The organism is Brevibacterium sp. 'Marine', assembly GCF_012844365.1.
Classification (GTDB): domain Bacteria; phylum Actinomycetota; class Actinomycetes; order Actinomycetales; family Brevibacteriaceae; genus Brevibacterium.
In genome coordinates this window covers 769,011-789,644 of sequence record NZ_CP051626.1, presented here as the reverse complement: position 1 = coordinate 789,644, position 20,634 = coordinate 769,011, and the positions used below count along the sequence as shown (strand labels likewise).

20 protein-coding genes and 1 pseudogene are annotated in these 20,634 nt (G+C 67.4%); 7 read left to right on the top strand and 14 right to left on the bottom strand.

Annotation, left to right across the window (positions count from 1 at the left end; all coding sequences use genetic code 11):
• The first annotated feature begins 106 nt into the window (after positions 1 to 106).
• Positions 107 to 1,267 carry a GAF domain-containing protein gene (locus HF684_RS03420; protein ID WP_169251356.1) on the top strand — a complete coding sequence of 387 codons (1,161 nt, stop codon included), beginning with the start codon at positions 107 to 109 and terminating at the stop codon, positions 1,265 to 1,267.
• A 31-nt stretch (positions 1,268 to 1,298) separates the two neighbouring features.
• Here the strand turns inward: HF684_RS03420 and HF684_RS03415 are convergent, their stop codons facing one another.
• From HF684_RS03415 to HF684_RS03400, 5 genes and pseudogenes are all read right to left on the bottom strand, one after another.
• Positions 1,299 to 1,706: a VOC family protein gene (locus HF684_RS03415; protein ID WP_169251355.1), complete on the bottom strand. Its 408-nt coding sequence runs from the start codon at positions 1,704 to 1,706 to the stop codon at positions 1,299 to 1,301.
• Between the two features lie 80 nt (positions 1,707 to 1,786).
• Positions 1,787 to 2,638, bottom strand: a complete 852-nt coding sequence (locus HF684_RS03410) for a helix-turn-helix transcriptional regulator (RefSeq protein ID WP_169251354.1) — start codon at positions 2,636 to 2,638, stop codon at positions 1,787 to 1,789.
• A 54-nt stretch (positions 2,639 to 2,692) separates the two neighbouring features.
• Complete coding sequence (locus tag HF684_RS18920) at positions 2,693 to 2,896, bottom strand: hypothetical protein (RefSeq protein ID WP_282433914.1); 204 nt, start codon at positions 2,894 to 2,896, stop codon at positions 2,693 to 2,695.
• Between the two features lie 68 nt (positions 2,897 to 2,964).
• A pseudogene (locus tag HF684_RS03405) lies at positions 2,965 to 3,609 on the bottom strand (arylamine N-acetyltransferase); the annotation flags it as partial.
• Between the two features lie 28 nt (positions 3,610 to 3,637).
• Positions 3,638 to 4,477 (bottom strand): urea carboxylase-associated family protein, encoded by an 840-nt coding sequence (locus tag HF684_RS03400; RefSeq protein WP_169251352.1) that lies wholly within the window; start codon positions 4,475 to 4,477, stop codon positions 3,638 to 3,640.
• 169 nt (positions 4,478 to 4,646) lie between these two features.
• On the opposite strand from HF684_RS03400, the gene HF684_RS03395 reads away from it, so the two are divergent.
• Positions 4,647 to 4,922: a hypothetical protein gene (locus HF684_RS03395; protein ID WP_169251351.1), complete on the top strand. Its 276-nt coding sequence runs from the start codon at positions 4,647 to 4,649 to the stop codon at positions 4,920 to 4,922.
• A 109-nt stretch (positions 4,923 to 5,031) separates the two neighbouring features.
• On the opposite strand, the gene HF684_RS03390 is transcribed toward HF684_RS03395, so the two are convergent.
• The 6 genes from HF684_RS03390 to HF684_RS03365 form a co-directional block, all read right to left on the bottom strand.
• Positions 5,032 to 6,318, bottom strand: a complete 1,287-nt coding sequence (locus tag HF684_RS03390) for an adenylosuccinate synthase (RefSeq protein ID WP_169251350.1) — start codon at positions 6,316 to 6,318, stop codon at positions 5,032 to 5,034.
• A 160-nt stretch (positions 6,319 to 6,478) separates the two neighbouring features.
• Complete coding sequence (locus tag HF684_RS03385) at positions 6,479 to 9,010, bottom strand: FtsX-like permease family protein (RefSeq protein ID WP_169251349.1); 2,532 nt, start codon at positions 9,008 to 9,010, stop codon at positions 6,479 to 6,481.
• The gene (locus HF684_RS03380; RefSeq protein ID WP_169251348.1) at positions 9,007 to 9,933 is read right to left on the bottom strand and encodes an ABC transporter ATP-binding protein; all 927 of its coding nucleotides are present in this window, start codon (positions 9,931 to 9,933) and stop codon (positions 9,007 to 9,009) included. Before HF684_RS03380 ends, HF684_RS03385 begins: the two co-directional genes overlap by 4 nt.
• 192 nt (positions 9,934 to 10,125) lie before the next feature.
• Positions 10,126 to 10,986, bottom strand: coding sequence for a response regulator transcription factor (locus tag HF684_RS03375; protein WP_169251347.1), 861 nt, complete (start codon positions 10,984 to 10,986; stop codon positions 10,126 to 10,128).
• Positions 10,983 to 12,620 carry a histidine kinase gene (locus tag HF684_RS03370; protein ID WP_169251346.1) on the bottom strand — a complete coding sequence of 546 codons (1,638 nt, stop codon included), beginning with the start codon at positions 12,618 to 12,620 and terminating at the stop codon, positions 10,983 to 10,985. Before HF684_RS03370 ends, HF684_RS03375 begins: the two co-directional genes overlap by 4 nt.
• A gap of 144 nt (positions 12,621 to 12,764) precedes the next feature.
• A complete protein-coding gene (locus tag HF684_RS03365; RefSeq protein ID WP_248279098.1) occupies positions 12,765 to 13,304 on the bottom strand; it encodes a DinB family protein in 540 nt (179 codons plus the stop codon).
• Between the two features lie 204 nt (positions 13,305 to 13,508).
• On the opposite strand from HF684_RS03365, the gene HF684_RS03360 reads away from it, so the two are divergent.
• The 4 genes from HF684_RS03360 to crcB all read left to right on the top strand — a co-directional run bounded on the left by HF684_RS03360 (position 13,509) and on the right by crcB (position 16,558).
• The gene (locus tag HF684_RS03360) at positions 13,509 to 14,801 is read left to right on the top strand and encodes a PLP-dependent aminotransferase family protein (protein WP_248279097.1); all 1,293 of its coding nucleotides are present in this window, start codon (positions 13,509 to 13,511) and stop codon (positions 14,799 to 14,801) included.
• Between the two features lie 286 nt (positions 14,802 to 15,087).
• Entirely contained in the window at positions 15,088 to 15,645 is a 558-nt protein-coding gene (locus tag HF684_RS03355) for a universal stress protein (protein WP_169251345.1), read from the top strand.
• Entirely contained in the window at positions 15,642 to 16,184 is a 543-nt protein-coding gene (locus HF684_RS03350) for a CrcB family protein (RefSeq protein WP_211168058.1), read from the top strand. The genes HF684_RS03355 and HF684_RS03350 overlap by 4 nt, the downstream gene beginning before the upstream one ends.
• Positions 16,181 to 16,558, top strand: coding sequence for a fluoride efflux transporter CrcB (gene crcB, locus HF684_RS03345; protein WP_169251344.1), 378 nt, complete (start codon positions 16,181 to 16,183; stop codon positions 16,556 to 16,558). The genes HF684_RS03350 and crcB overlap by 4 nt, the downstream gene beginning before the upstream one ends.
• A gap of 183 nt (positions 16,559 to 16,741) precedes the next feature.
• On the opposite strand, the gene HF684_RS03340 is transcribed toward crcB, so the two are convergent.
• Positions 16,742 to 17,818 carry an NADH:flavin oxidoreductase/NADH oxidase gene (locus tag HF684_RS03340; protein WP_169251343.1) on the bottom strand — a complete coding sequence of 359 codons (1,077 nt, stop codon included), beginning with the start codon at positions 17,816 to 17,818 and terminating at the stop codon, positions 16,742 to 16,744.
• Between the two features lie 199 nt (positions 17,819 to 18,017).
• Here HF684_RS03340 and HF684_RS03335 point away from each other — a divergent pair, with 199 nt between their 5' ends.
• Positions 18,018 to 18,362 carry a helix-turn-helix transcriptional regulator gene (locus HF684_RS03335; protein WP_169251342.1) on the top strand — a complete coding sequence of 115 codons (345 nt, stop codon included), beginning with the start codon at positions 18,018 to 18,020 and terminating at the stop codon, positions 18,360 to 18,362.
• 227 nt (positions 18,363 to 18,589) lie between these two features.
• On the opposite strand, the gene HF684_RS03330 is transcribed toward HF684_RS03335, so the two are convergent.
• On the bottom strand, positions 18,590 to 20,059 hold the full coding sequence (locus HF684_RS03330; RefSeq protein WP_169251341.1) for an MFS transporter: 1,470 nt from the start codon (positions 20,057 to 20,059) through the stop codon (positions 18,590 to 18,592).
• Positions 20,060 to 20,170: 111 nt separating this feature from the next.
• Complete coding sequence (locus tag HF684_RS03325; RefSeq protein WP_169251340.1) at positions 20,171 to 20,632, bottom strand: DUF3151 domain-containing protein; 462 nt, start codon at positions 20,630 to 20,632, stop codon at positions 20,171 to 20,173.
• Between the last annotated feature and the right edge of the window lie 2 nt (positions 20,633 to 20,634).

Genomic DNA, 20,634 nt, shown 5'->3' with positions numbered 1-20,634 from the left:
CGGCTCGGAAGAGTTGCATCGGATTGCAAGGCTCGCGCCGGGCCGGGATTCTCACCAACGTTCCGACCCCATGGTCAGGGATACGTTCCCGTCTTATACTCAAGGCATGCTTCAGCCGGATCTGGCGCATCTCGCCAGAGATCTGACACGCATTCACGATGCCGTGATCACCGGGGCCTCGCCGCCGGTGCAACCGCGCGCGCTGGTCAGGCGTTCGTGGGATCGGATGCTGCGCTTGGGGCTGGACCCGGATGGTGCGAATGCGCGGATCGTCGCCGATGAGGCCGAGCTGGAGACTCGGCGGCGCACGTCGCGGCTGCGACTGGTCGTCGAGGAGATGCGCTCAGTGCTGCTGCGGGCTCCGGACGCGGCTCCGTTCATCCTCGTCGTCACCGATGCCGACGGCGTCATTCTGTGGCGAGACGGTGCGGCATCGGCCAGACGGCAAGCCGATGAGCTCGGATTCGTCGAAGGAGCGCATTGGTCCGAAGTCAAGGTCGGCACGAATGCCATCGGCACGGCGTTGACCGAGGAGGCACCCGTCCAGCTCTTCTCCGCCGAGCACTTCGAAGCCTCGCAGCATCCCTGGTACTGCAGCGCCGTGCCCGTCCACGACCCGCACGATGGGACCCTCTTGGGAGTCGTCGACATCAGCGGCCCGGCGATGACCCTCCACCCGGCCGTGCAGTCCTTGGTGACGACGGCGGTGCGCTTGGCCGAGGCCAGACTGATGATCGCGCAGCAGGAAGCGCTGAACACCTTGCGCGATCGGATGTCGGCGATGCTCGCCGGCACGTCCGGCCCGGCCCTCGTCGTCGACGAGGCCGGATGGGTGGCCTACCAGCAGGGAGTGCGCAGCCGCGACCGCATCGAGGCCCCCGCTGCCGACCGCTCGATCCTCATTCCCGGTGCTGGTCTGTGCCTGCCGGAGAAGATCACCGGCGGGTGGCTGCTGCGGCCCACCGGCGACCGTCGAGCCTCGGTGACTCTGCGGATGAGACAGGACCCACCCGTGCTCGACATCCATTCCGGTACCGACCCCCTCGTCGTTCCGCTCACGCCGCGGAGGGCGCAGATTCTGGCGGCGGTCACCTCGGCGGGTGTTGCAGGGATCAGTGCCGCCGATCTCAGCCAGCGCCTCTACGGGGACGGCGACCATGTGGTCACCGTCCGCGCTGAGGTCTCGCGTCTGCGCCGATCCGTCGGTGCGCTGCTCGCCACCCGCCCCTACCGGTGGGCCGAGGGCGTCGACGCACGGGTGGAGTGACTCTCGGGCCGATGCGGATCGGTCCGAGCCGTCACGTGCCGGCTCCGCGGTAGCTGCCGACCGACCACAGCACACCCTCGGGGTCCTGGATGGCGAAGTCGAGCGATCCGTAGTCCTGCTCGGTCAGTCCCATGACCTCGGTGGCACCGGCGGCGAGCGCACGCTGGTGGAGCTCACGGACGTTGCCGGAGGCCAGATACACCGACCCCGAGGCGACTCCCGTCTTGGTCATGACCCCGCCGTCGTCGCGGACGGACCCGAGCATCACTCCCCCGCCCTCGGGCCAAGCGAGTTCGGCATGATCGACGCGATCCGGATAGTCGGCGTTCGTGTATTCGGCGATGACGTCGAAGCCGAGGGCCTCCTGCAGGAAGGCGATCGCGGCTTTGGCATCGCGGTAGCGGAAGGTGGGCCAGACGTTGGCATGGTTCTCGGACATGGTCACTCCTGAGTTCGTCGCAGTTGGAATTCCATCATCGACGCACACCCACCTATACGTCTTGGACAAATGGGAACAGGTCATCCCCTCGCCGAGGCGGCCCCCACCGAATCTGTTCCCCCAGTCCGGGTCCGGGCCACGTCATCGGCGGCCAGCCACCGGCTGGGGCTGAGACCGACGAAATCCTGGAAGTCCCGGTTGAGGTGCGCTTGATCGGCATAGCCGCAGCTCACGGCGATCTCCGCCAAACTGCCCCGGCCTTCGGGGATGAGCCTCCGCGCCCGATCGAAGCGGACGATGCGGGCGGCGTCCTTGAGTCCGATCCCGTATTCGGATCGGAACTGGCTGCCCAGATGGCGCCTGCTCCATCCGACGTGATCAGCGACGAGGGAGACGGGCAGACCGCCATGGCTGTCGGCGATCCGATGCCAGGCGGCGGCCACCTCGGTGCGGGGGCGATTCGCGTCATCGATCGTGCGCGTGAGCACGTCGTCGATGGCGGCGAAGCGGGCGGACCATTCGGTCTCCAGGTTGACCCGCTCGTGCAGTTCCACGGCCAGCGGCCGGGAGATCCCCGCAAGGTCGACGCTGTGGTGGGCGAATTCTGCGGCGGGGATTCCGAAGAACGCCCGTGGGGCCGACGGGCTGAAATTGATCTGGATTCCCGACATCGCACCGGGGTGGGCGATGAGCGTCGAGCGCAGGTGAAGGCCGGCGAGCAGCACGTCGAAATGCTCACGGCTGCCGGTGAGGGCACCGACCTGGCACAGTGGTTCGTCGATCGAGACGATGAAAGTCAGAGTTCCCGATGGCAGTCCGAGGTGCGTCCCCGCGGGGACGCCGGAGATGTCGTAGCCGACGTAGTCACCCACGAATGGCCGCAGACTTGGGTGAGGCCGGCCGATCAGGTCGTCAGTGCGCGACGCGGACATGGCGCCAGTGTAAACCCGCGAGTGCGGGCGGGTAGGCGTGATCAGCCCGGCCCGTCACGATCGTTCGACGACGCCCCAGATCGGGTCGGTGAAAGTCCGGTCGAGGTCGAGCCCGAATTCTCCACGGAGAACGGCGGCGAAGTCGGCGGCATCGGTCACCGTCCGCTCAATGCGTTCGGGCTCGCCACCGGGGCGGAGACTGCGCAGCTGGCCACCTTCGAGCGACACCTTGCCGCCGCTGTCGAGCGTCCTTGCCACCACCGGTGCGCCGGTGAAGCGCGTGCCGGGCTTCGTCGCGGTGAACCAGTTCGACACACCTCGAGGTCGGATTGTTCCCGTGGGACATCCGCGAAGGCATAGACGGTGCGGAACTCCTGGTCAGCACTGGTCCGCGACTGCAGCGCACAGTCGGCTTCCGCTCGCATCGCCGGTGCCAGCACGGTGTCGGCCGGGACGATCCTGTGCTCTCCGTGCTCTGTCGTCCGCGGTTTCGACTCCGCCTCGAGCGCGAGTGCAGCCTGCGGCGTCCCACCGCCGAACCCCGGGTCGACGAGGAAACGCCGACCCTTGATCTCGACGATCGTCGCCTGGTGGGTCAGCGGTCCGGGCGCGGACCTCCCGTCGCCGAGGTGAACGCGGGCGAGGATCGGGTGCGCGCTCAGCCCGAGCTCTCGGAGCACGGCGCGGACGAGTGTCGCATGTTCGTGGCAGTAGCCGCCGCGGCCGGCGTCCAAGAGCTTCGCCGTCAGTGGGTCGAGGTCGGTGGGAATGCCTCGCGACTTCCCTGCCGCGCGTGCGGCGATGACGTCGAGGTTCTCGAAGCAGATCGACCGGACGTGGGCGGTCAGCAGCTCGTCGATGAGGTCGACGATGTCGTCGATCGTCCCGTGCGCCCGACGGCGCAGTCCGTCCTCCGAGCTGTCGAGTCCGAGCCGGTCGGCATACCGGGCTGCAAGCGATGATGGTGTCATTGCCGGTCCTTCCGTTCTGGACGCGAGTTCACGCCCACGGTTGGGGTCGGAGTCCGTGGGCTCCCCGATAGTTCGGTGAGCTCGGCTCCTCCCACTCGCCGAGGAGGTCCGCGGGGAGCCGATAGACCGTGACCTGCAGTGGGTGGCAGTTCTCCACCGGATCGGACGAGCCGTCACCGAACATCGGTGCGGACAGATCTCCGCCGGGGCAGGTGGACAGGGCCGCGAGCAGGTCCTGCTCGGCGAAGAACTCGAAGTGGTCGCCCGGGCGTGCCGGGCAGGTCTTCATGAAGTATTCGTCGTTGCTGTTCAGCCCCGTGCACTGGAAGACGTTGAGCACATCGTGGACGTCGAATTCGGTGAGGCCGTAGGGCAGGATCGCGCGGACGAGGTTCGAATGGCAGTGGTAGTCGAAGTCGACGCCGCTCAGCATCTGCGACACATAAGGGTCGCATCGGGTGCCCAAGGTGTCGTGCACTCGGCCGCCCTCCGGGTCCGTGCCGTAGTCGGACAGTGTGTCTCCGACGATGGTGGCCATCGGTCGTAGAAACGGCAGCGTCGACCACAGGCGGTCGAATGTGGACACGTGTGCAGCCTGGAGCTGTCGGGTCCGTGCTGCCCAGAACCGTTCCCTGGGATCGTGCCGATTCCACAGATTGAGGTCGCCGACCTGCGGGCCGTCGACGGTGGAGATGCGGCAGACGTGGCCGGCGGGGACGTCCCACGCCTGTCCGGAGCGGATGGGGATGGTGAACTCGTCGATGATTTCCCGGGACTGGGTGTCTTCACCGATCTGTGAGTAGAAGTCTCTGTCGACCTCGAGCGCGGGGCCCTGATAGGCGGCTTCCTGCAGACGGCTCTGAGCCATTGGACGCATCCTCCTCCGTAGTCGTGTTGCCTGCAACGATGCCAGCTTCTCACCGGCTGTCCAAGACGGTGGTCGTCGGGTCTATGCTGAAATCACAGAGCCGACGCAGGTGAATGAGCCGCGTCGTCGTATGCACCGAACCGCGTGCACCGAGCAGTGGGAGGTCGGAATGGCTGAAGAGATCGACGTGGAGATGCAGGACACGGGAGAGTTCCTGGCCAGCATCCGCTCAGCGACGGGAACCGACGAGATCGTTCTGATGTTCGACGATGCCGAAGAGGTCTCCGACGGAGTCTTGGGCAATGACGAAGCCTCTGTCCGGGCGACTGTGGAATTCCTCCTCAGCCATCAGCCTCCTGGGGACCTGCCGGACCGGATCGACCTCGTCGACATCGCCGCCGCCTACGACGGCGCCGTCGAGTCCATCCGGAAGCTGCGGGGTTAGCAACCCACAAACACTGTGCTGACGGGCTCATGCCGAAGGGCGGAACCGACGCACTGTCGGCTCCGCCCTTCACCATGTGTTTCGATCCGGGAAGCTCCCGGGGCCCTGCTCAGTCCAGCAGGTCGTGACGCACGATCGACTGTTCGCGGTCGGGGCCGACGCCGATGACCGACATCCGGCAGCCCGAGAGCTCTTCGAGGGCGAGCACGTACTTCTGTGCGTTGACCGGCAGGTCGTCGAAGGTGCGAGCCTTCGTGATGTCCTCGGTCCAGCCGTCGAAGTACTCGAAGATCGGCTTCGCATGGTGGAACTCGGTCTGCGACACCGGCATCTCGTCCTGGCGCACTCCATCGACGTCGTAGGCGACACAGACAGGAATGCGCTCGATGCCGGTGAGCACGTCGAGCTTGGTCAGCACATAGTCGGTGAAGCCGTTGGTGCGGGCGGCGTAGCGGGCGATGACCGCGTCGTACCAGCCGCAGCGGCGCGGACGACCGGTGTTGACACCGAATTCTCCGCCGGCCTTCTGCAGGTATTCGCCCATCTCATCGAACAGCTCGGTCGGGAACGGTCCGGCACCCACCCGGGTGGTGTATGCCTTGACGATGCCGACGACGCGGTTGATGCGGGTCGGGCCGATGCCTGTGCCCACGCAGGATCCGCCGGCTGTCGGGTTCGACGAGGTGACGAACGGGTAAGTGCCGTGGTCGACGTCGAGCATGGTCGCCTGACCGCCCTCCATGACGACGACCTCACCGCGGTCGAGCGCCTCATTGAGCATGAGCTCGGTCTCGGCGACGTAGGGGCGCAGACGTTCGATGAAAGGTTCGAAGTATTCGACGATCTCTTCGACCGACACCGCTCGGCGGTTGTAGACCTTGACGAGCAGTTCGTTCTTCTGCCGCAGCGATCCTTCGATCTTCTGGCGCAGGATGGACTCGTCGAAGACGTCCTGGACGCGGATGCCCAAGCGCCCGATCTTGTCCATATAGGCCGGTCCGATGCCGCGGCCGGTGGTGCCGATGGCCCGCTTGCCGAGGAACCGTTCGGTCACCTTGTCCAGCGTCTGGTGGTACGGAGCCACGAGGTGGGCGTTCGCGGAGATCCGCAGCTTCGATGTGTCCGCGCCGCGCGACTCGAGGGCGTCGATTTCCTCGAAGAGCGCCTCGAGGTTGACGACGACGCCGTTGCCGATGACCGGGGTGACGTTCGGTGAGAGGATGCCCGCCGGCAGAAGCTTGAGTTCGTACTTCTCTCCTCCGACGACAACCGTATGGCCGGCATTGTTCCCACCATTGGGCTTGACCACGTAGTCGACGCTGGTGCCGAGGATATCGGTGGTCTTACCTTTACCTTCGTCGCCCCACTGAGCGCCGACGACAACGATTGCTGGCATGAGAGTGCTTCACCTCGAAGTGAAAGGGGATGTCATTACTCCCCAAGTCTACTGGGTCACACCGACACAGCCGCCATCGGGAGCATTCCCTCACCGAGGCGGCCGCGGGCAGGAGACCCGAAGCTCCCACTCGCGGCCGCACCGAGACCCGACCCCGGTCTCACTCCATGCTCATCCCCTTGGCCGGGGCGATCCGCGACATCGACCTCGCCGGTATCGCCGAGGCGAGAACGGCGGCGAGCACTGCGGCGACGCCGATCAGCCCGATCTGCGTCCACGGCACGGACAGCACCGGATTCGCTGAGGCAGGCATCATCGATGCCGTTCCGACCCAGCCGAAGAACGTGCCGACCCCGGCTCCGACGATCAGTGCGATGACCGTCATGAGCAGCGATTCGATCGTGATCATCCGCGACATCGCGGCTCGGGTGAATCCCAATGCCCGCAGCAGGGCACCCTCTCGGCGTCGTTCGATGACCGAGAGCGTGAGTGTGTTGCTCACTCCGATCACGGCGATGACCACCGCGGCCGCCAGCAGTCCGAGCACCACGCTCAGAGCGACCTGGAACAGCGAGGCGAAATCCGCCCGGTACTGTGCAGCAGTCGCATCGGCTGAGGCACCGACGGCGTCGAGTTCTGAGGTCAGGGCCTCGATCTGCGAAATCGAAGCGTCATCGGCGATCTTCGCCCAGGTCTGTTCGGCCACATCGTCGCCGGCGGCCTCCTCGAGGGTCTTCGCGTCGACACCGCTGACCAAGGCCGTCCCCGCGGGGACGTCGAAGGAAGTCTCGATCGTCAGATCGAGGTCCTGCTCGCCGAGGCGGACGGTCGCGCTCTGGCCGTCGACATCAGAATCCGCCTCGTCGAGTCCCACCGTTGTCGGGTCGAGGAGGATCGTGCCCTCATCGACGTCGTACCCGTCGCTGCGCAGAACCGGGGAGTCCGCGGCCGCCTCGGCGCTGGTGATCGCCACATCACCGGACCCGTCGGTCCCACCGACGCTCACCGAGGCGGTGGGCGCCGGGATGTTCATGCGCTCCTCGACGACCGGCGAATCTTCGAGCACGGAGGCGATCTTCGCATCATCGGCACCGTCTTGCCCTGCCGCGGAGACCACGAGATCGACCGGGGTGTCCTCGGCGGTGGCGAGCTCGAGGGTTCGCTGCAGGCTCGAGGAACCGACGACCACGGCTGTGACGAGGGTGATCCCGATGAGCAGGGCACCCGTCGTCGAGGCGGTGCGTCCTCCCGCTGTGCTCGCCGACCGTCCGGCCAGCTTCACTGCCGGCGAGCGCCGAGTGATCAGGCCGACTGCGGCGGCGAACAGCGCCACTAACGGCGGCACGAAGACCTTCGCACCGACGAGGAGGGCGACGAAGAGCGCGAAGCAGCCGACGATGCCGAACAGCACGGACTGGCTGGCGGTGCCGAGCAGGCACAGTCCGATTCCGGCGATGCCGAGCACAAGCGTCAGGCTCAGACGCACCCACCGGATGCTCGGGGCGGCGGCAGGCACATCGACCGGGCGGAGCGCTTCGATCGGGGAAACCCGAGAGGCCCGGATCGCGGGGATCAGCCCCGCGGCGAGGGTGACGAGGATGCCGACGACCGGTCCGACGACGAACGCCGAGACGGACGGTGACATCTGAGCGAATTCCGGCATCCACAGCGCACGGACCACGGTTGAGAGTCCCCATCCGATGAGGAGTCCGAGCCCGACGCCGAGCACGGATCCGACGATTCCGAGGCTCAGGCTCTCCACCACCGCGGCTCCGCGCACCTGACTGCGTGAGGCTCCGATCGCGCGGAAGAGCGCGAGCACGCGGGTGCGGGAGGCGACGAGGACGTTGAACGTGTTCGAGATGACGAGCGCCGCGACCCCCGCGGCCAGCAGTCCGAAAGCGATGCCGACGGTCGAGAGCATGTCGGTGGTGTTCGACAGCGACTCGATCTGCTCCTCGACGACCTGGTCGACGGTCCTCACCGACACGTCGGCACCGGCATCGGCGAGCGCGGATCCGACCGCCTCGGCGAGGGCCGTGCGATCACTCCCGTCGTCGGCGACGACCCGGATGGAGTCGGGCACGAGCTCACCCGGGGCGGTTTTGAGTCCGCCGTCGGTGAGGTAGAGATTCATCCCCGCGGCCGAGGAGCCGGGCATGATGCCCGAGACGGTGAAGCTCGGCCCATCGGCGGACCGCCGCGCCCCGTCGAACTCGCCGAGTGTGATGCTGTCGCCGACGCCGACCCCGAGGGTCTTCGCATCGGCTTCGCGGAGCATGAGCTCGTCATCCGAGCCCGGGGCGGAGCCGTCGACGGTCTCTGCCTGTCCCTGTGGGAGGTTCGTCGCCGACCCCGTCACCGAGGTGGATCCCGCCGAGACCGAGACGAAGGCGGACTCGGTGAGCTGGGCGGACTCGACCCCCTCGACGTCGGCCACCGTCTGACGCATGGACTCGGTGAGCGGGGAGGCCTCATCGGCTGCAGCTGCCGGGTCCTCGGATGCGGCCGCGGTGACGGCAACGTCGGCGCCGGCCCATTCGGCTTGGACCTGATTGCGCAGGGTGTCGCCGAAGGCCTGGGAGAACAGGAGTGCCGCGACGATGAAGGCCACGGACACGGCGATCGCGATCATCGCCGCACTCAGGCGCCCGGAGGCGCTGCGGAGGTTGGACCAGGCGATGCGGATCATCGGGCACCTCCGTCTGCCGGCGCGGCTCCGGCTGGAGACCCGGGGCCGGTTGCGGTCCCGGCCGACTGGCCAGCAGGTGCGGCTCCCGAAGACGCCGAGGCCGCCGTGACATTCATCAGCGCGGCGGCAACGGAATCCGGATCCGGTTGGGAGAGCTCACCTGCCAGCCGTCCGTCGGCGAGCAGAACGACGCGGTCGGCGCGGGCGGCGGCCCGGGGATCGTGGGTGACCATGACGACGGTCTGGCCGAGTTCATCGACCGAGGCGCGCAGGATGTTCAGGACCTCTTCACCGGAGCTCGAGTCGAGGTTGCCGGTGGGCTCGTCGGCGACGAGCACATCGGGCTGGGCGACGAGTGCGCGAGCGACGGCGACTCTCTGCTGCTGTCCGCCGGAGAGCTCGTGCGGCCGGTGGCCCAGGCGCTCGCGCAGACCGAGCAGGTCGACCATGCGATCGAAGATGCGGCGGTCGGTCTTCTGCCCCGATAGCTGCGAGGGCAGCAGGATGTTCTCCTCGGCACTCATCGCGGGCACGAGGTTGAAGGACTGGAAGACGAAGCCGATGCGGTCACGGCGCAGCGCCGTGAGCTTGCGGTCGCCCAGCCGTGAGATCGCCGTGCGTCCGATGAAGACCTCGCCCGAATCCGGGGTGTCGAGTCCGGCGAGCATGTTGAGCAGCGTCGATTTGCCCGAGCCGGAGGGTCCCATGATGGCGGTGAAGCGTTCGGCTTCGATGTCGAGGCTGAGGTCGTCGAGCGGTCGGACCTGCGCGTCCCCTCTACCGTAGGTTTTGCGCAGTCCGATGGCTTGGATGGCCAGCCTCGGCGCGGGGTTCGAACCCTGGCCCCGGGTCGACCCTTGCGCGGAGGTCGGGGATGAGGTCGGGGAAGGATGGGCATCGGTGTATGTCGCTGATGTGTTCATGCCTCCAGCTTCGTCGCCGGGCCCGCCCTCCCACATCGGACCTGAGGATGGTCTTCGCCGCAGAGCGCCGAGGCGGCCGTGGCCCGACCGTCATACCTGAGGATGATTTCGGATTCCTTTGAGCGACCTTGCTCGCCGACGATGAACCGGTCTCGAGCAGTCGGCCCAAAGCACGTGAGAGATGCTTCCGGTTCAGTGACCGGGGCCGACGAGACCGGCTTCGTAGGCGAACACGACGGCCTGCACACGGTCACGGGCCTCGAGTTTCATGAGGATCCGACCGACGTGGGTCTTCACGGTCGGCTGCGCGAGGAAGAGCCGCTCGCCGATCTCGGTGTTGCTCAGACCGGTGGCGATGAGAACGAGGACCTCGGTCTCGCGCTGGGTCAGTGACTCCAGGCGGCGCATATCGGCCGCATCGAGACGGCTGGCACCGGCCGCGGATGGTGCAGGCTCAACGCCTTCGGGCTGTGTGGGCGCACTTCCCCCGGCCGAGGTCGCCCCAGCTGACGAGGCCGCTGATTGCGGATCCGAATGGGAACGAGACTCCGCGCCGAGGTGGGGCAGGAGTCGTGTTTCGAGCAGTCGTCTGGTGGTGGTGGGGGCGATGACGGCACCGCCGTCGACGACGGTGCGGATCGACTCGAGGAGCACCTCGGGCAGGGTGTCTTTGAGCAGGAAGCCTGACGCACCGGCGCGCAGCGCACGCAGGGCGTAGTCGTCATCGTCGAAGGTGGTCAGCACGATGATCTTCGGGGGACGGATCGTCCCCTCGTCGGCGCGAGCGAGGATCCGCTGGGTCGCTTCGATGCCGTCGATACGGGGCATCCGGACGTCCATGAGTACGACATCGGGTTGATCTTGTACGACGATGTCGAGACCTGCCGCGCCGTCGCCGGCCTGTCCGACGACGGTGAGGTCCGGCTGGGAGTCGATGACCATGGCGAAGCCCGCCCTCACGAGGGCCTGATCATCGACGAGGACGACGCGAAGCGGCCCGCTCTCCCGAGCATCGGTCCGACCGTGCACGGTCGCCTCGTCATCGGCGCTCATCGGCTGCTCTCCTCGACTTCGGCGGACTGGCTCTCTCCGGTCTCGGCAGCCTCGGCGGGCTGTCGCGTCTCAGCCTCCTGTCCTGTTCCGGCTGTCTGCCCGGTTCCGGCAGACCCATTCTCTCCAAGATCGGACGAACCATGAGGGCCGGTGCCCGCGGTGAGCCCGGAATCGGATTCGGGAGTGGGCGCGGGAGCGGACAGCGGCAGTCGGGACTCGACGAGGAATCCCGTCATCGTTCCGAAGGCGCTTCCCATGACCGCACCGGAGGACAACCCGGGCTTCGCGTCGGTGCGCCCTTCGGACCGGTCCTTCACTCCGGTCGAACGGATCGGTCGAGCCGTGAGCGTGCCGCCGTAGAGCGCAGCGCGTTCCTGCATGCCGACGATGCCGTAGCCACGGCCGTGGGCAGCCGTCCCTGTCGGGTCGTCGGCTCCGTGGCCGTCCGTTTCTCCGCTCACGCGGGCGCTCGTCTGTCCGGTTCCGTTGTCGCTGATGCGGGCGACGAGCTCCGCGTCCTCGGCCAGCAGCTCGACATGTGCCCGAGCACCGTCTCCGGCATGTTTGAGCACATTCGTCAGCGCTTCCTGAACGATGCGGTAGACGGCGAGCGACGCTCCTTCGGCCAAGCGGCCGCGGTCGACGTCATCCAGTTCGGTCACCGAGACCGGGAGCCCCGCCGACCGCACATCGTCGATGAGGGAGCCGATGTCGGCGACGCCAGGCAGCGGCGACGAAGAGCGCTCGTCGTCCTCCTCGGCGCGGAGGAAGCCGAGCAGCGACCGCGTCTGTGCCAAGGCTTCCCGTCCGGTCTGTGCGATGGTCTCGAGGGCGCCGACCGCGACAGCCGGATCGGTCTTCGCCGCATAGCGACCTCCGTCGGCTTGGGCGATGACGACGGACAGGGAATGGGCGATGACATCATGCATTTCGCGGGCGATGCGCATGCGTTCGGCATCGGCGGCCAGCCGGGTCTCGGATTCGCGTTCGCGTTCCAGCAGGCGGTTGCGCTCCCGAATACCCTCGATCTCGCGGCGGCGACGGAATCCGACTCCGCCCAACAGCCAGGCGATGAGCACGATCGACGCACACAGTGCCACGACGACGACCAGCAGCACGTATTCGCCGAAGGCCAAGGGGCGCGGGTTCACCCCGATCGTCGCCTGCAGGGACACGAGGTAGAGCCACCCGCCCAGGAAGAGCGCGCCGAGGAGGCCCAGGACGAGCACGATGCGACCGTGGTTGCGTGTCCCCCACGCCGTCGTCGAATACACGGTGAGCGGAACGGCGACGATGCCGAAGGTCGGTCCCATCATCGTGAGCACGGTCAGCAGGCAGCCGACGGCGATGAGCGAGGAGCTCAGCAGCGGGGCTGTGCGCCGCAGTCCCAGCGGCAGCGTCTGGAGCAGAACGATGCCGATCTGCACTGCAACGGGCACCAGGGCGATCTCGCTCCGCTCGGCCTGGGAGGAGGTGAAGACGACGGTCAGATAGGTGATCGGCAGAGCCCAGAGCAGCGAGTCGACGATCCACGGATGAGCGGTGAAGGAGCGACGGATGCGGTCGACTCGGTCGGGGGTGGGCAGCTGCGGCTCCGGGCGGTGGCCCTCGGTCCGGATCGATCGATTGCTCATGTCGGCCATGGTAGTTCTGCGCCGCCGGGGCTCACATCATACTCAGGGCTGATCCGAGCCGACGACGCCGGCCGTGGCGCTCACCCGCGGCAGCTCGCTCAGCCTGGACGGCTGCCCACCCCGACTCACCGAGCAGGACCTTCCCTAGCGCACGACCCCGGACCAGCCGCCGCGTCTGCCTCGCTCGGCGAGGATCTGCTCGCGCAGGATGTCCGCGTGCCCGCAGTGGTGCGCGAGTTCCCGCAGGACATGGAGGAGGACCCATCGCAGCGGCATCGGTCCCGCCCGATGGCCGGTGAGCACGGTGTCGAGATCCATTCCCTCGATCGCCGAATGCGACCGCTCCACGGCGGCCCGATAGTCAGCCGAAACGCTGGCGATCGTGTCCGAGGAATCGAGGAGGAAGGAGTCCTTGGAGTCGCGCGGCAGCCCGTAGTCGACCCGACTCTTCCCCGTGACCGCCTCACCGAACCAGACGGTCTCGACGAACACCGCATGCTTGAGCAGAGACAGCAGGCGGGTTCTGCTCGGCACCAGGGACCGCCTCGCTTCGTCTTCGCTCAGCTCGTTGAGACTGCCGAGCAGATGCTGTCGGTGTTCGTCGATGAACGCTGTGAACTGTGCGGCAAGATCGGCCTCTCGCATGGCGAAGGTGCTGTTGGCATCGACTCCGTTGTCCGTCATGGCTCCAGCTTAGAGCCGCCTCGGCGAGGGAGGACACACCTGATCGCCGACTCGCCCGAAATCGCAGGCATCCAGCGTCCTTGTCCGCCAGGTCCCCCACCCCTATGCTGAAGTCACCCACGTAACCCGTCGTTCGGGCAGGAGCCTTGGCATGGTCGCCGGAGCCGTCGACTTCAGGGCATCACCGCTCAGAGGAGGTCGCTCATGTCCACCACGTCAATGCATCCGGCCACGAGTGCTTCGCAGAACCGATCCCCGAACCAGCCCGAGAACCAGCCGCAGTCCCCCGCGCTGCCCTACGCCCGCCGCCGCGATCAGCTCGTCGGGTCCGTCATCGATGCCTCCACCACGGTGCTGGCCCAATACGACCACGACATCGTCAAGTTCGGCATGGGAGCACCGGCCCCGGATATGCTCCCGGCCGCGGATTTCGCCCGGATCGCCTCAGACGTGTTCTCCCCGGAGAACTTCACGTACGGGGAGACGAAAGGCGAGCCCATCCTCATCGAGGCCCTCCACGACTACCTCGCGTCCACCGATCAGATCCCGCCCGAACAGCAGGGAAACCGTGACCGCCTCCTCATCACCTCCGGAGGAATGCAGGGCCTCGACCTCGGATTCAAGCTCTTCGTCACCCCGGGCGACCTCGTCGCCTGTGAGTCGCCGACCTATACGAACGGCTCGGCGACGGCCATGAGCTATGAAGCGGAGATCCTCGAGATCCCCGTCGACGAAGAAGGCATGCAGATCGACGCCCTCGAGGAGCACACGCAGCGCACCGGGCGCGCCCCGAAGGTCATCTACACCGTCCCGACCTTCCAGAACCCGGCCGGAGTGACGATGTCGCTGCCGCGTCGCGAACGCCTGCTCGAGTTCGCTCACCGCCACCGTTCGGTCATCATCGAGGACAACCCGTACGGAATGCTGCGCTTCGAAGGCCAGTCCCTGCCGGCGCTGAGCGACCTCAGCCCGAACGATCCCCTCATCTTCGGAGTGCGCACCTTCTCGAAATTCGTCGCCCCGGGCCTGCGGGTCGGGTGGATCGACGTCGACCCGGAGGTCCGCGAGCTCGCCGTCAACGCCAAACAGACGATGGACTCCTGCGCCCCCGTTCCCAACCAGCACCTCATCGCCCGCTGGCTGGCCGAAGGCGGTGCCGACTCCCACGTCGAGGTCCTGCGCAAGGCCTACCGCGACCGGAAGATCGCGATGTCAGAGGGCTTGGCCCGCCTCTTCCCCGGCGAGATCCGAGCCACCGATCCCGACGGCGGATTCTTCCTGTGGGTGACCTTCGAGGACGAATCCATCAACACCGAAGACCTCATGACCACCGCGCTCGAGGAGGGGGTCGCCTACATCCCCGGTCCCGCGTTCTCCCCGGCCGGGAACTTCTCGAATGCGCTGCGCCTGTGCTTCGCTTCGGCGGCCCCCGACCGCATCGACGACGGCCTCGAACGTCTCCGCCGCGCCGTCGACCGGTACCGCGCGGAGCGCTGATCACCTCGACGACTCCTTCGCCGAGGCGGCCCTGACCTCGCCCGACCACGACGTCGGGGCGCTCCCGCACTGGGGGTCGCCTCGGCGCTCGGACGCGGCCGTGTCCGCCGCCTGCGACCGCGTCTGCCCCCTGTGGCACAATGAAGATGTCGCACATGCGCGACACGGCGGTGGGGCTCGCCGTACCCAACCTCGGCGCGGGACTCGTGCAGACGCTCGAGACTCCGCAGTCGACAACAGTCCCTACCTCGACCGGCTTCAGCATGCCCGAAAGGTAGGAGAGACCATGACCACCGGCCCCGAACCGAGACATCGCGATCCGAAACATGACGGGCCGCCGCGCGCCCGCATCATCCTCGGCATCGTCCCCGATCAGCCCGCCGAGGTGATCGCCGCCGCCGCGGACTACGCCGCCCACTTCGACGCCGAGCTGATCTGTGCCCATGTCGACGACTCCCGCTACACCGTTGAGACCCGCCCCGACGGCTCCGTGCTCTCGATGCCCATCGATCCCGACACCACCGACGAGGCGGCCACCGAGTTCGACCCCGAACTCGAGCGCCGCATCGCTGCCGCCCTGGCAGGGACGCATGTGGCCTGGTCGACCCGTGCGCTGGCGGGGTCGCCGGCGCAGGAACTCGACCGGCTCGCCGAGGCGCTCGATGCCCGCATGATCATCCTCGGCGTCCGTCGCGCAGGTGTCCGTGGCTCTCTGCGCGAGTTCTTCAACGGTTCGGTCGCGATCCAGCTGTCGAGGCACCAGCATCGCCCGCTCGTCGTCGTTCCGCTGGCCGCAGGCGCCTCCCCCACTGCTGAACCTCAGACCGACGAGGCCGGGCAGTGACCCGGCCGGTCCATCTGCGCCTGTCCTATCTGGGGCTCGCGTTCCTCGGCGGCACACTCGGAACCGCGGCACGCGAGGCGGTCAGTCTGAGCCTGCCGACCCTCGGCGATGTGCCGTGGGCGATCCTCACGGTCAACATCCTCGGCGCGTTCGCACTCGGCCTTCTCTTGGATTCCCTGGCGCGCAGCGGTCCCGATGACGGATGGCGCCGGAGAACGCGGATCCTCGGGGGCACCGGTTTCATGGGCGGTTTCACCACGTACAGTGCACTGGCCGCGGATACGGCGAGCCTCCTCGGCGCGGGTCCGGGCGGTGCGAACAATCCCGGTGTCGGTCTGGCCTACGGGGTGGGCACGGTGCTCATCGGCGGTCTCGCCACGTTCGTCGGCATCGCCACGGCGACGGCGCTGCGTCGAGGCGGCGGTGAGGTCGACGAGGGGGCCGACGGTGTGCCGATCGCTCCCGATGTCTGGGACGAGGACGCCGCGGATGCCGGTCGCGATGTCTCCACGGACCCTCACCCGGGAGGCGCACGATGACCCCGCTGGTCTTCATCGCTCTTGCCGCCGCCGGCGGGCTCGGTGCCTCGTCACGGATGCTGCTCGACGGACTCATCAAGTCCCGCATGAGCACCGCCCTGCCGTGGGGGACGATCATCATCAACGTCTCGGGGTCGCTCGCTCTCGGTCTGCTCACCGGGCTGGCCGGAGCGAACCTGCTACCGGAAGCCTGGCACCTGGTGCTCGGCACGGGATTCCTCGGCGGGTACACGACGTTTTCGACGGCGAGCTTCGAAACCGTCCGACTACTCCAAGAACGGCGCTGGGCCGCCGGTCTGGTCAACGGACTCGGCACCTTCGTCTTCGCCACAACGGCCGCGGCGATCGGGCTGTGGCTCGGCGGTCTGGCTTAGCAGCGACCGACCGTTTTAAGCTCAGCCGCATCTCCACACGCCTCCCCTCAGCGAGGCGCTGTCCATGCAGACGCCAAACGGCCCAGTCGAAGTCGAAGAGCACACATTTGATCATGTGCTCTTCGACTTCGACTGGGCCGTCAGCGCCCGAGTCCGCCACTCCCCCAGCGCCTCAGCCTCAGCTCACGCGTAGGCCCGCTGATATTGGGCCGGGCGGTAGTCGATATCGAAGCGCAGGGCGTCGGCGGCCCGGAGCGCGAAGTTCGGGTCACGCAGGTATTCGCGGCCCACGAGGATCGCATCGGCCTGACCAGTGGCCAGAATGTGCTCGCCCTGGAACGGTTCGTTGATCAGTCCCACTGCGGCGGTCGGCAGACCCGACCCTTGACGCACACCGGCGGCCAGGTTCGTCTGGTAGCCGGGTCCGACGGGAATCTCCGCCATCACATTGCCGCCGGAGGAGACGTCGATGAGGTCGGCGCCGTGGTCCTTGAGCCAGCCGGCGACCTCGACTGTGTCCTCGAGCGTGACCCCGCCCTCGGTCCAGTCCGTCGCGGACAGGCGCACGAACACGGGAACGTCGTCGCCCACCTCGGCGCGGGTGGCATCGACGACCTCGAGCAGCAGCCGGGCACGGTTCTCCGGCGATCCCCCGTAGGAATCGGTACGAGTGTTGCTCAGCGGGGACAGGAACTCGTCGATGAGATAGCCGTGGGCGGCATGGATCTCGACGAAGTCGAACCCGGCCTCGATCGCCCGGCGCGCCGAGGACCGGAAGGCCGCGACCACCTCGGCGATCTCCGTCTCAGTCAGGGCCCGGGGTTCGGCGAGGCCCTCGAAGGCCAACGCGGACGGAGCCACGGTCTGCCAACCGCCCTGCTCGACCGGGACGCTGCCGTCGCCGTCGGTCCCCCACTCGGGATATGTCGAGGCCTTGCGGCCCGCGTGGCCGAGCTGGATGCCGGCGGCCGCTCCCTGCGAGTGAAGGAAGTCGACGATGGGGGCGAAGGCGTCGCGCTGCGCGTCGTTCCACAGCCCCAGGTCCTTCGCCGAGATCCGCCCCTCGGGAGTGACGCCGGTGGCTTCGACGATGACAGCTCCCGCACCTCCCCTGGCCATGGCGCCGTAGTGGACGGTGTGCCAGGGGACGGGGACGCCGTCGAGAGCCTCGACGGAGTACTGGCACATGGGCGGAACCCAGATGCGGTTGCGGAAGGTCAGTCCGCGCAGAGTGAGCGGTTCGAACAGCAGATGAGACATGGCACCTCGCGATCTCGTGGAGAATGTGCAATTGGAAGTACGACGTTCTTCGTACTTCAATGAAGGACCATACTACGATAGATCTCGTACTACCAAATGTCTCGTACAATGGGGAGATACGGCGCTGCATGTGATCGGGGGCTGTTCAGATGACATCCACCGACGCTGACCGACACGATGGCGAGAAGGGAGGGTCCTTATGCGCACACTCGACCACCCCAGCAGGGGCGAGATGAGACTCGACGCGGTTCTGGCCGCGCTGGCCGACCCGGTCCGTCGGACCGTTGCCTGCAAGCTCAACGACGCATTCGACGATCATGCGTGTGCGACCTTCGAGCTGCCGGTGTCGAAGTCGACGGCGACGTACCACTTCCGCACCCTGCGCGAAGCCGGCGTCATCCGCCAGGAGTACGAGGGCACGAAGATCATGAATACCCTGCGCAAGGATGACCTCGACGCTCGCTTCCCCGGCCTCCTCGACGCCGTATTCGCAGCCCAGTACATCGAACGCGCCGAGGCGACCGCCCCCGATCCTCAAGCCTGACCCGACCGAGTCGCCTCCGCCCAGACTCGGCCGCAGCGGGCGGGCGACGCTCTCCCCCGCGCAAGCAAGCCTCTCTCCTCCCGCTGACGAAACTTAAGTGGGGCCAGATTGCCCGCTACATACGGGTAGACGAGCAATCTGGCCCCACTTAAGTCGCAATCGGGACGACCGCGTCGTTCTGATTGAGCACCTCGACCCAGAAATCGACGATGCCGTCGGACCGGGCCTCAGCTGCTGACCGGCTGCCCCTCCTGCCGGGCCTTGGCCCGACCGCGGGCGAGATCGACCAGTCCGATGATTCCGGCGAAGACGATGACGAGCGCGATGAACCCGAAACCCGCAACGATGGCAGCGCCGTAGCCGGCCAGAGGCTGGACGACGAAGAACACGGCGGTGACGACCGCAATGCCGATGGCCGTGCCCACCCGCTGCCCGGTCTGCATCACGCCGCCGGAGCTGCCCGCGTACTCGACGGGCACCTCGGCCAGAGTGAGCGTCTGGTTCGGGCTGATCGCCATTCCCTGTCCGAGGCCGGTGATCCCGAGCGTCAGCAGCAGCCACCAGATGCTGATTCCCCAGGCCCCATGCGCCAGCACCAGCAGCGCCGAGGCGACGACCCCGGTCAGACCGATCGCCACCCCGAGGACGACCATCTTCCGTCCGAAGGTGAGCACGACACGGCCGGCCGCCTGTGCGGCGATGGCCGAGAGCAGCGCCGAGGGCAGACCGATGAGGCCGGCGTGGAGGGCGGGGAACCCGAGACCGTTCTGCAGGTAGAGCGCCACGATGACCCAGATGCCGGGCATGCCGACGAAATACATGGACGTCAGCGACGCCCCGTAGGCGAAGCTGCGCGTCCGGAACAGCTGCATGTCGACCATCGGTGATCCGCCTCGGCGGGAGTACCGGTTCTCCCACCGCACCCACAGCCAGACGACGGCGACGCCGACCGGGACGAGGGCGTAGATCCACGCCCCTGCGCCGCGTTCGAGGAAGGGCAGCATGACCAGCAGCGTGCCCACGCCGAGCAGCACGAGTCCGATCGGGTCGAAGTCGGCCCGACGTCGGCCCTGCGAGGCGGACTCGGTGCCGGTGCCGATCCAGGCGCTCTTGGGCAGCCAGAACCGGCCGAGGATGATCGCGGTCAGGGCGATCGGCACGTTGATGAGGAACGCCGATCGCCATCCCCATTCGTCGCCGAGGACAGCGATGAGTCCACCGCCGAGGACGGGGCCGATGCCCACGGAGACCCCGACGATCGTGCCGAACATTCCGAAGGCGCGACCGCGCACCTTGCCGTGGAAGTACTGCTGGAGCATCCCCACGCCCTGGGGGCTGAGCAGGCCGGAGCCGAGGCCCATGACGACACGGGCGATGTTGAGCACGAGCGGGTCCGGGGACAGTCCCGAGATGAGGGAGCCGAGGGCGAAGACACTGACGCCGATGACGAAGAGCCGACCACGCCCGAAGAGGTCGCCGGCTCGGCCGGCGGCGACGAGGAGCACGCCGAAGGCGAGCGTATAGCCCGACAGAACCCACTGGATCGCCGAGTTCGAGGCGCCGATCGAGCGCTGCATGTCGGGGAGGATGACATTGACGATCGAGACGCTCAGCAGCGACATGAACATCGGGACGAGCATCACCGCCAGGATCTTGCGCTGCTCTGCCGTCATGACTGTCTCGGAAACATTACCCATTCATATAGTTCTACGCCGCCCTGCCGACAAGCACAATCGGCCTCCGCGGTGCGTTTGCTCACGCACCACGGAGGCCGATGTATTCGCCGACGATGCGGCGGGCCTGCTCCCTTACTCCCCGCGGCCGATGGCGTCCACGGCTGTCGGGTCGGAGGAGTGCAGGAACTCCTCGATGCGCGCGGCCTCTTCGCCTTCGCCGATCGCTCCGGCGGCACGGCCGAGAGCGTAGAGCGCGCGGAGGAATCCGCGGTTGACTTCGTGCGAGTACGGGATCGGGCCGGCACCGCGCCATCCGGCGGCACGCAGGGCGTCGAGTCCGCGGTGGTAGCCGACGCGGGCGTAGGCATAGGCGTCGACGAGGCGGCCCTCCTGGTGCGCTTCCTCGGCGAGTTCCGCCCAAGCCAACGAGGAAGCCGGCAGTGCGGCTGCCACGTCGATGGGCTCTTCACCTGCGTCGATGCGCTTGCGAGCGTCGACGTCCGGGTGGTCGTCCGGCAGGTAGGTCGGCTGCGGGCCGAGCTGGCTGGCATCCAGATTGCCGATATGCGATGGGTTGCCGATGGGCTGGGTCATTG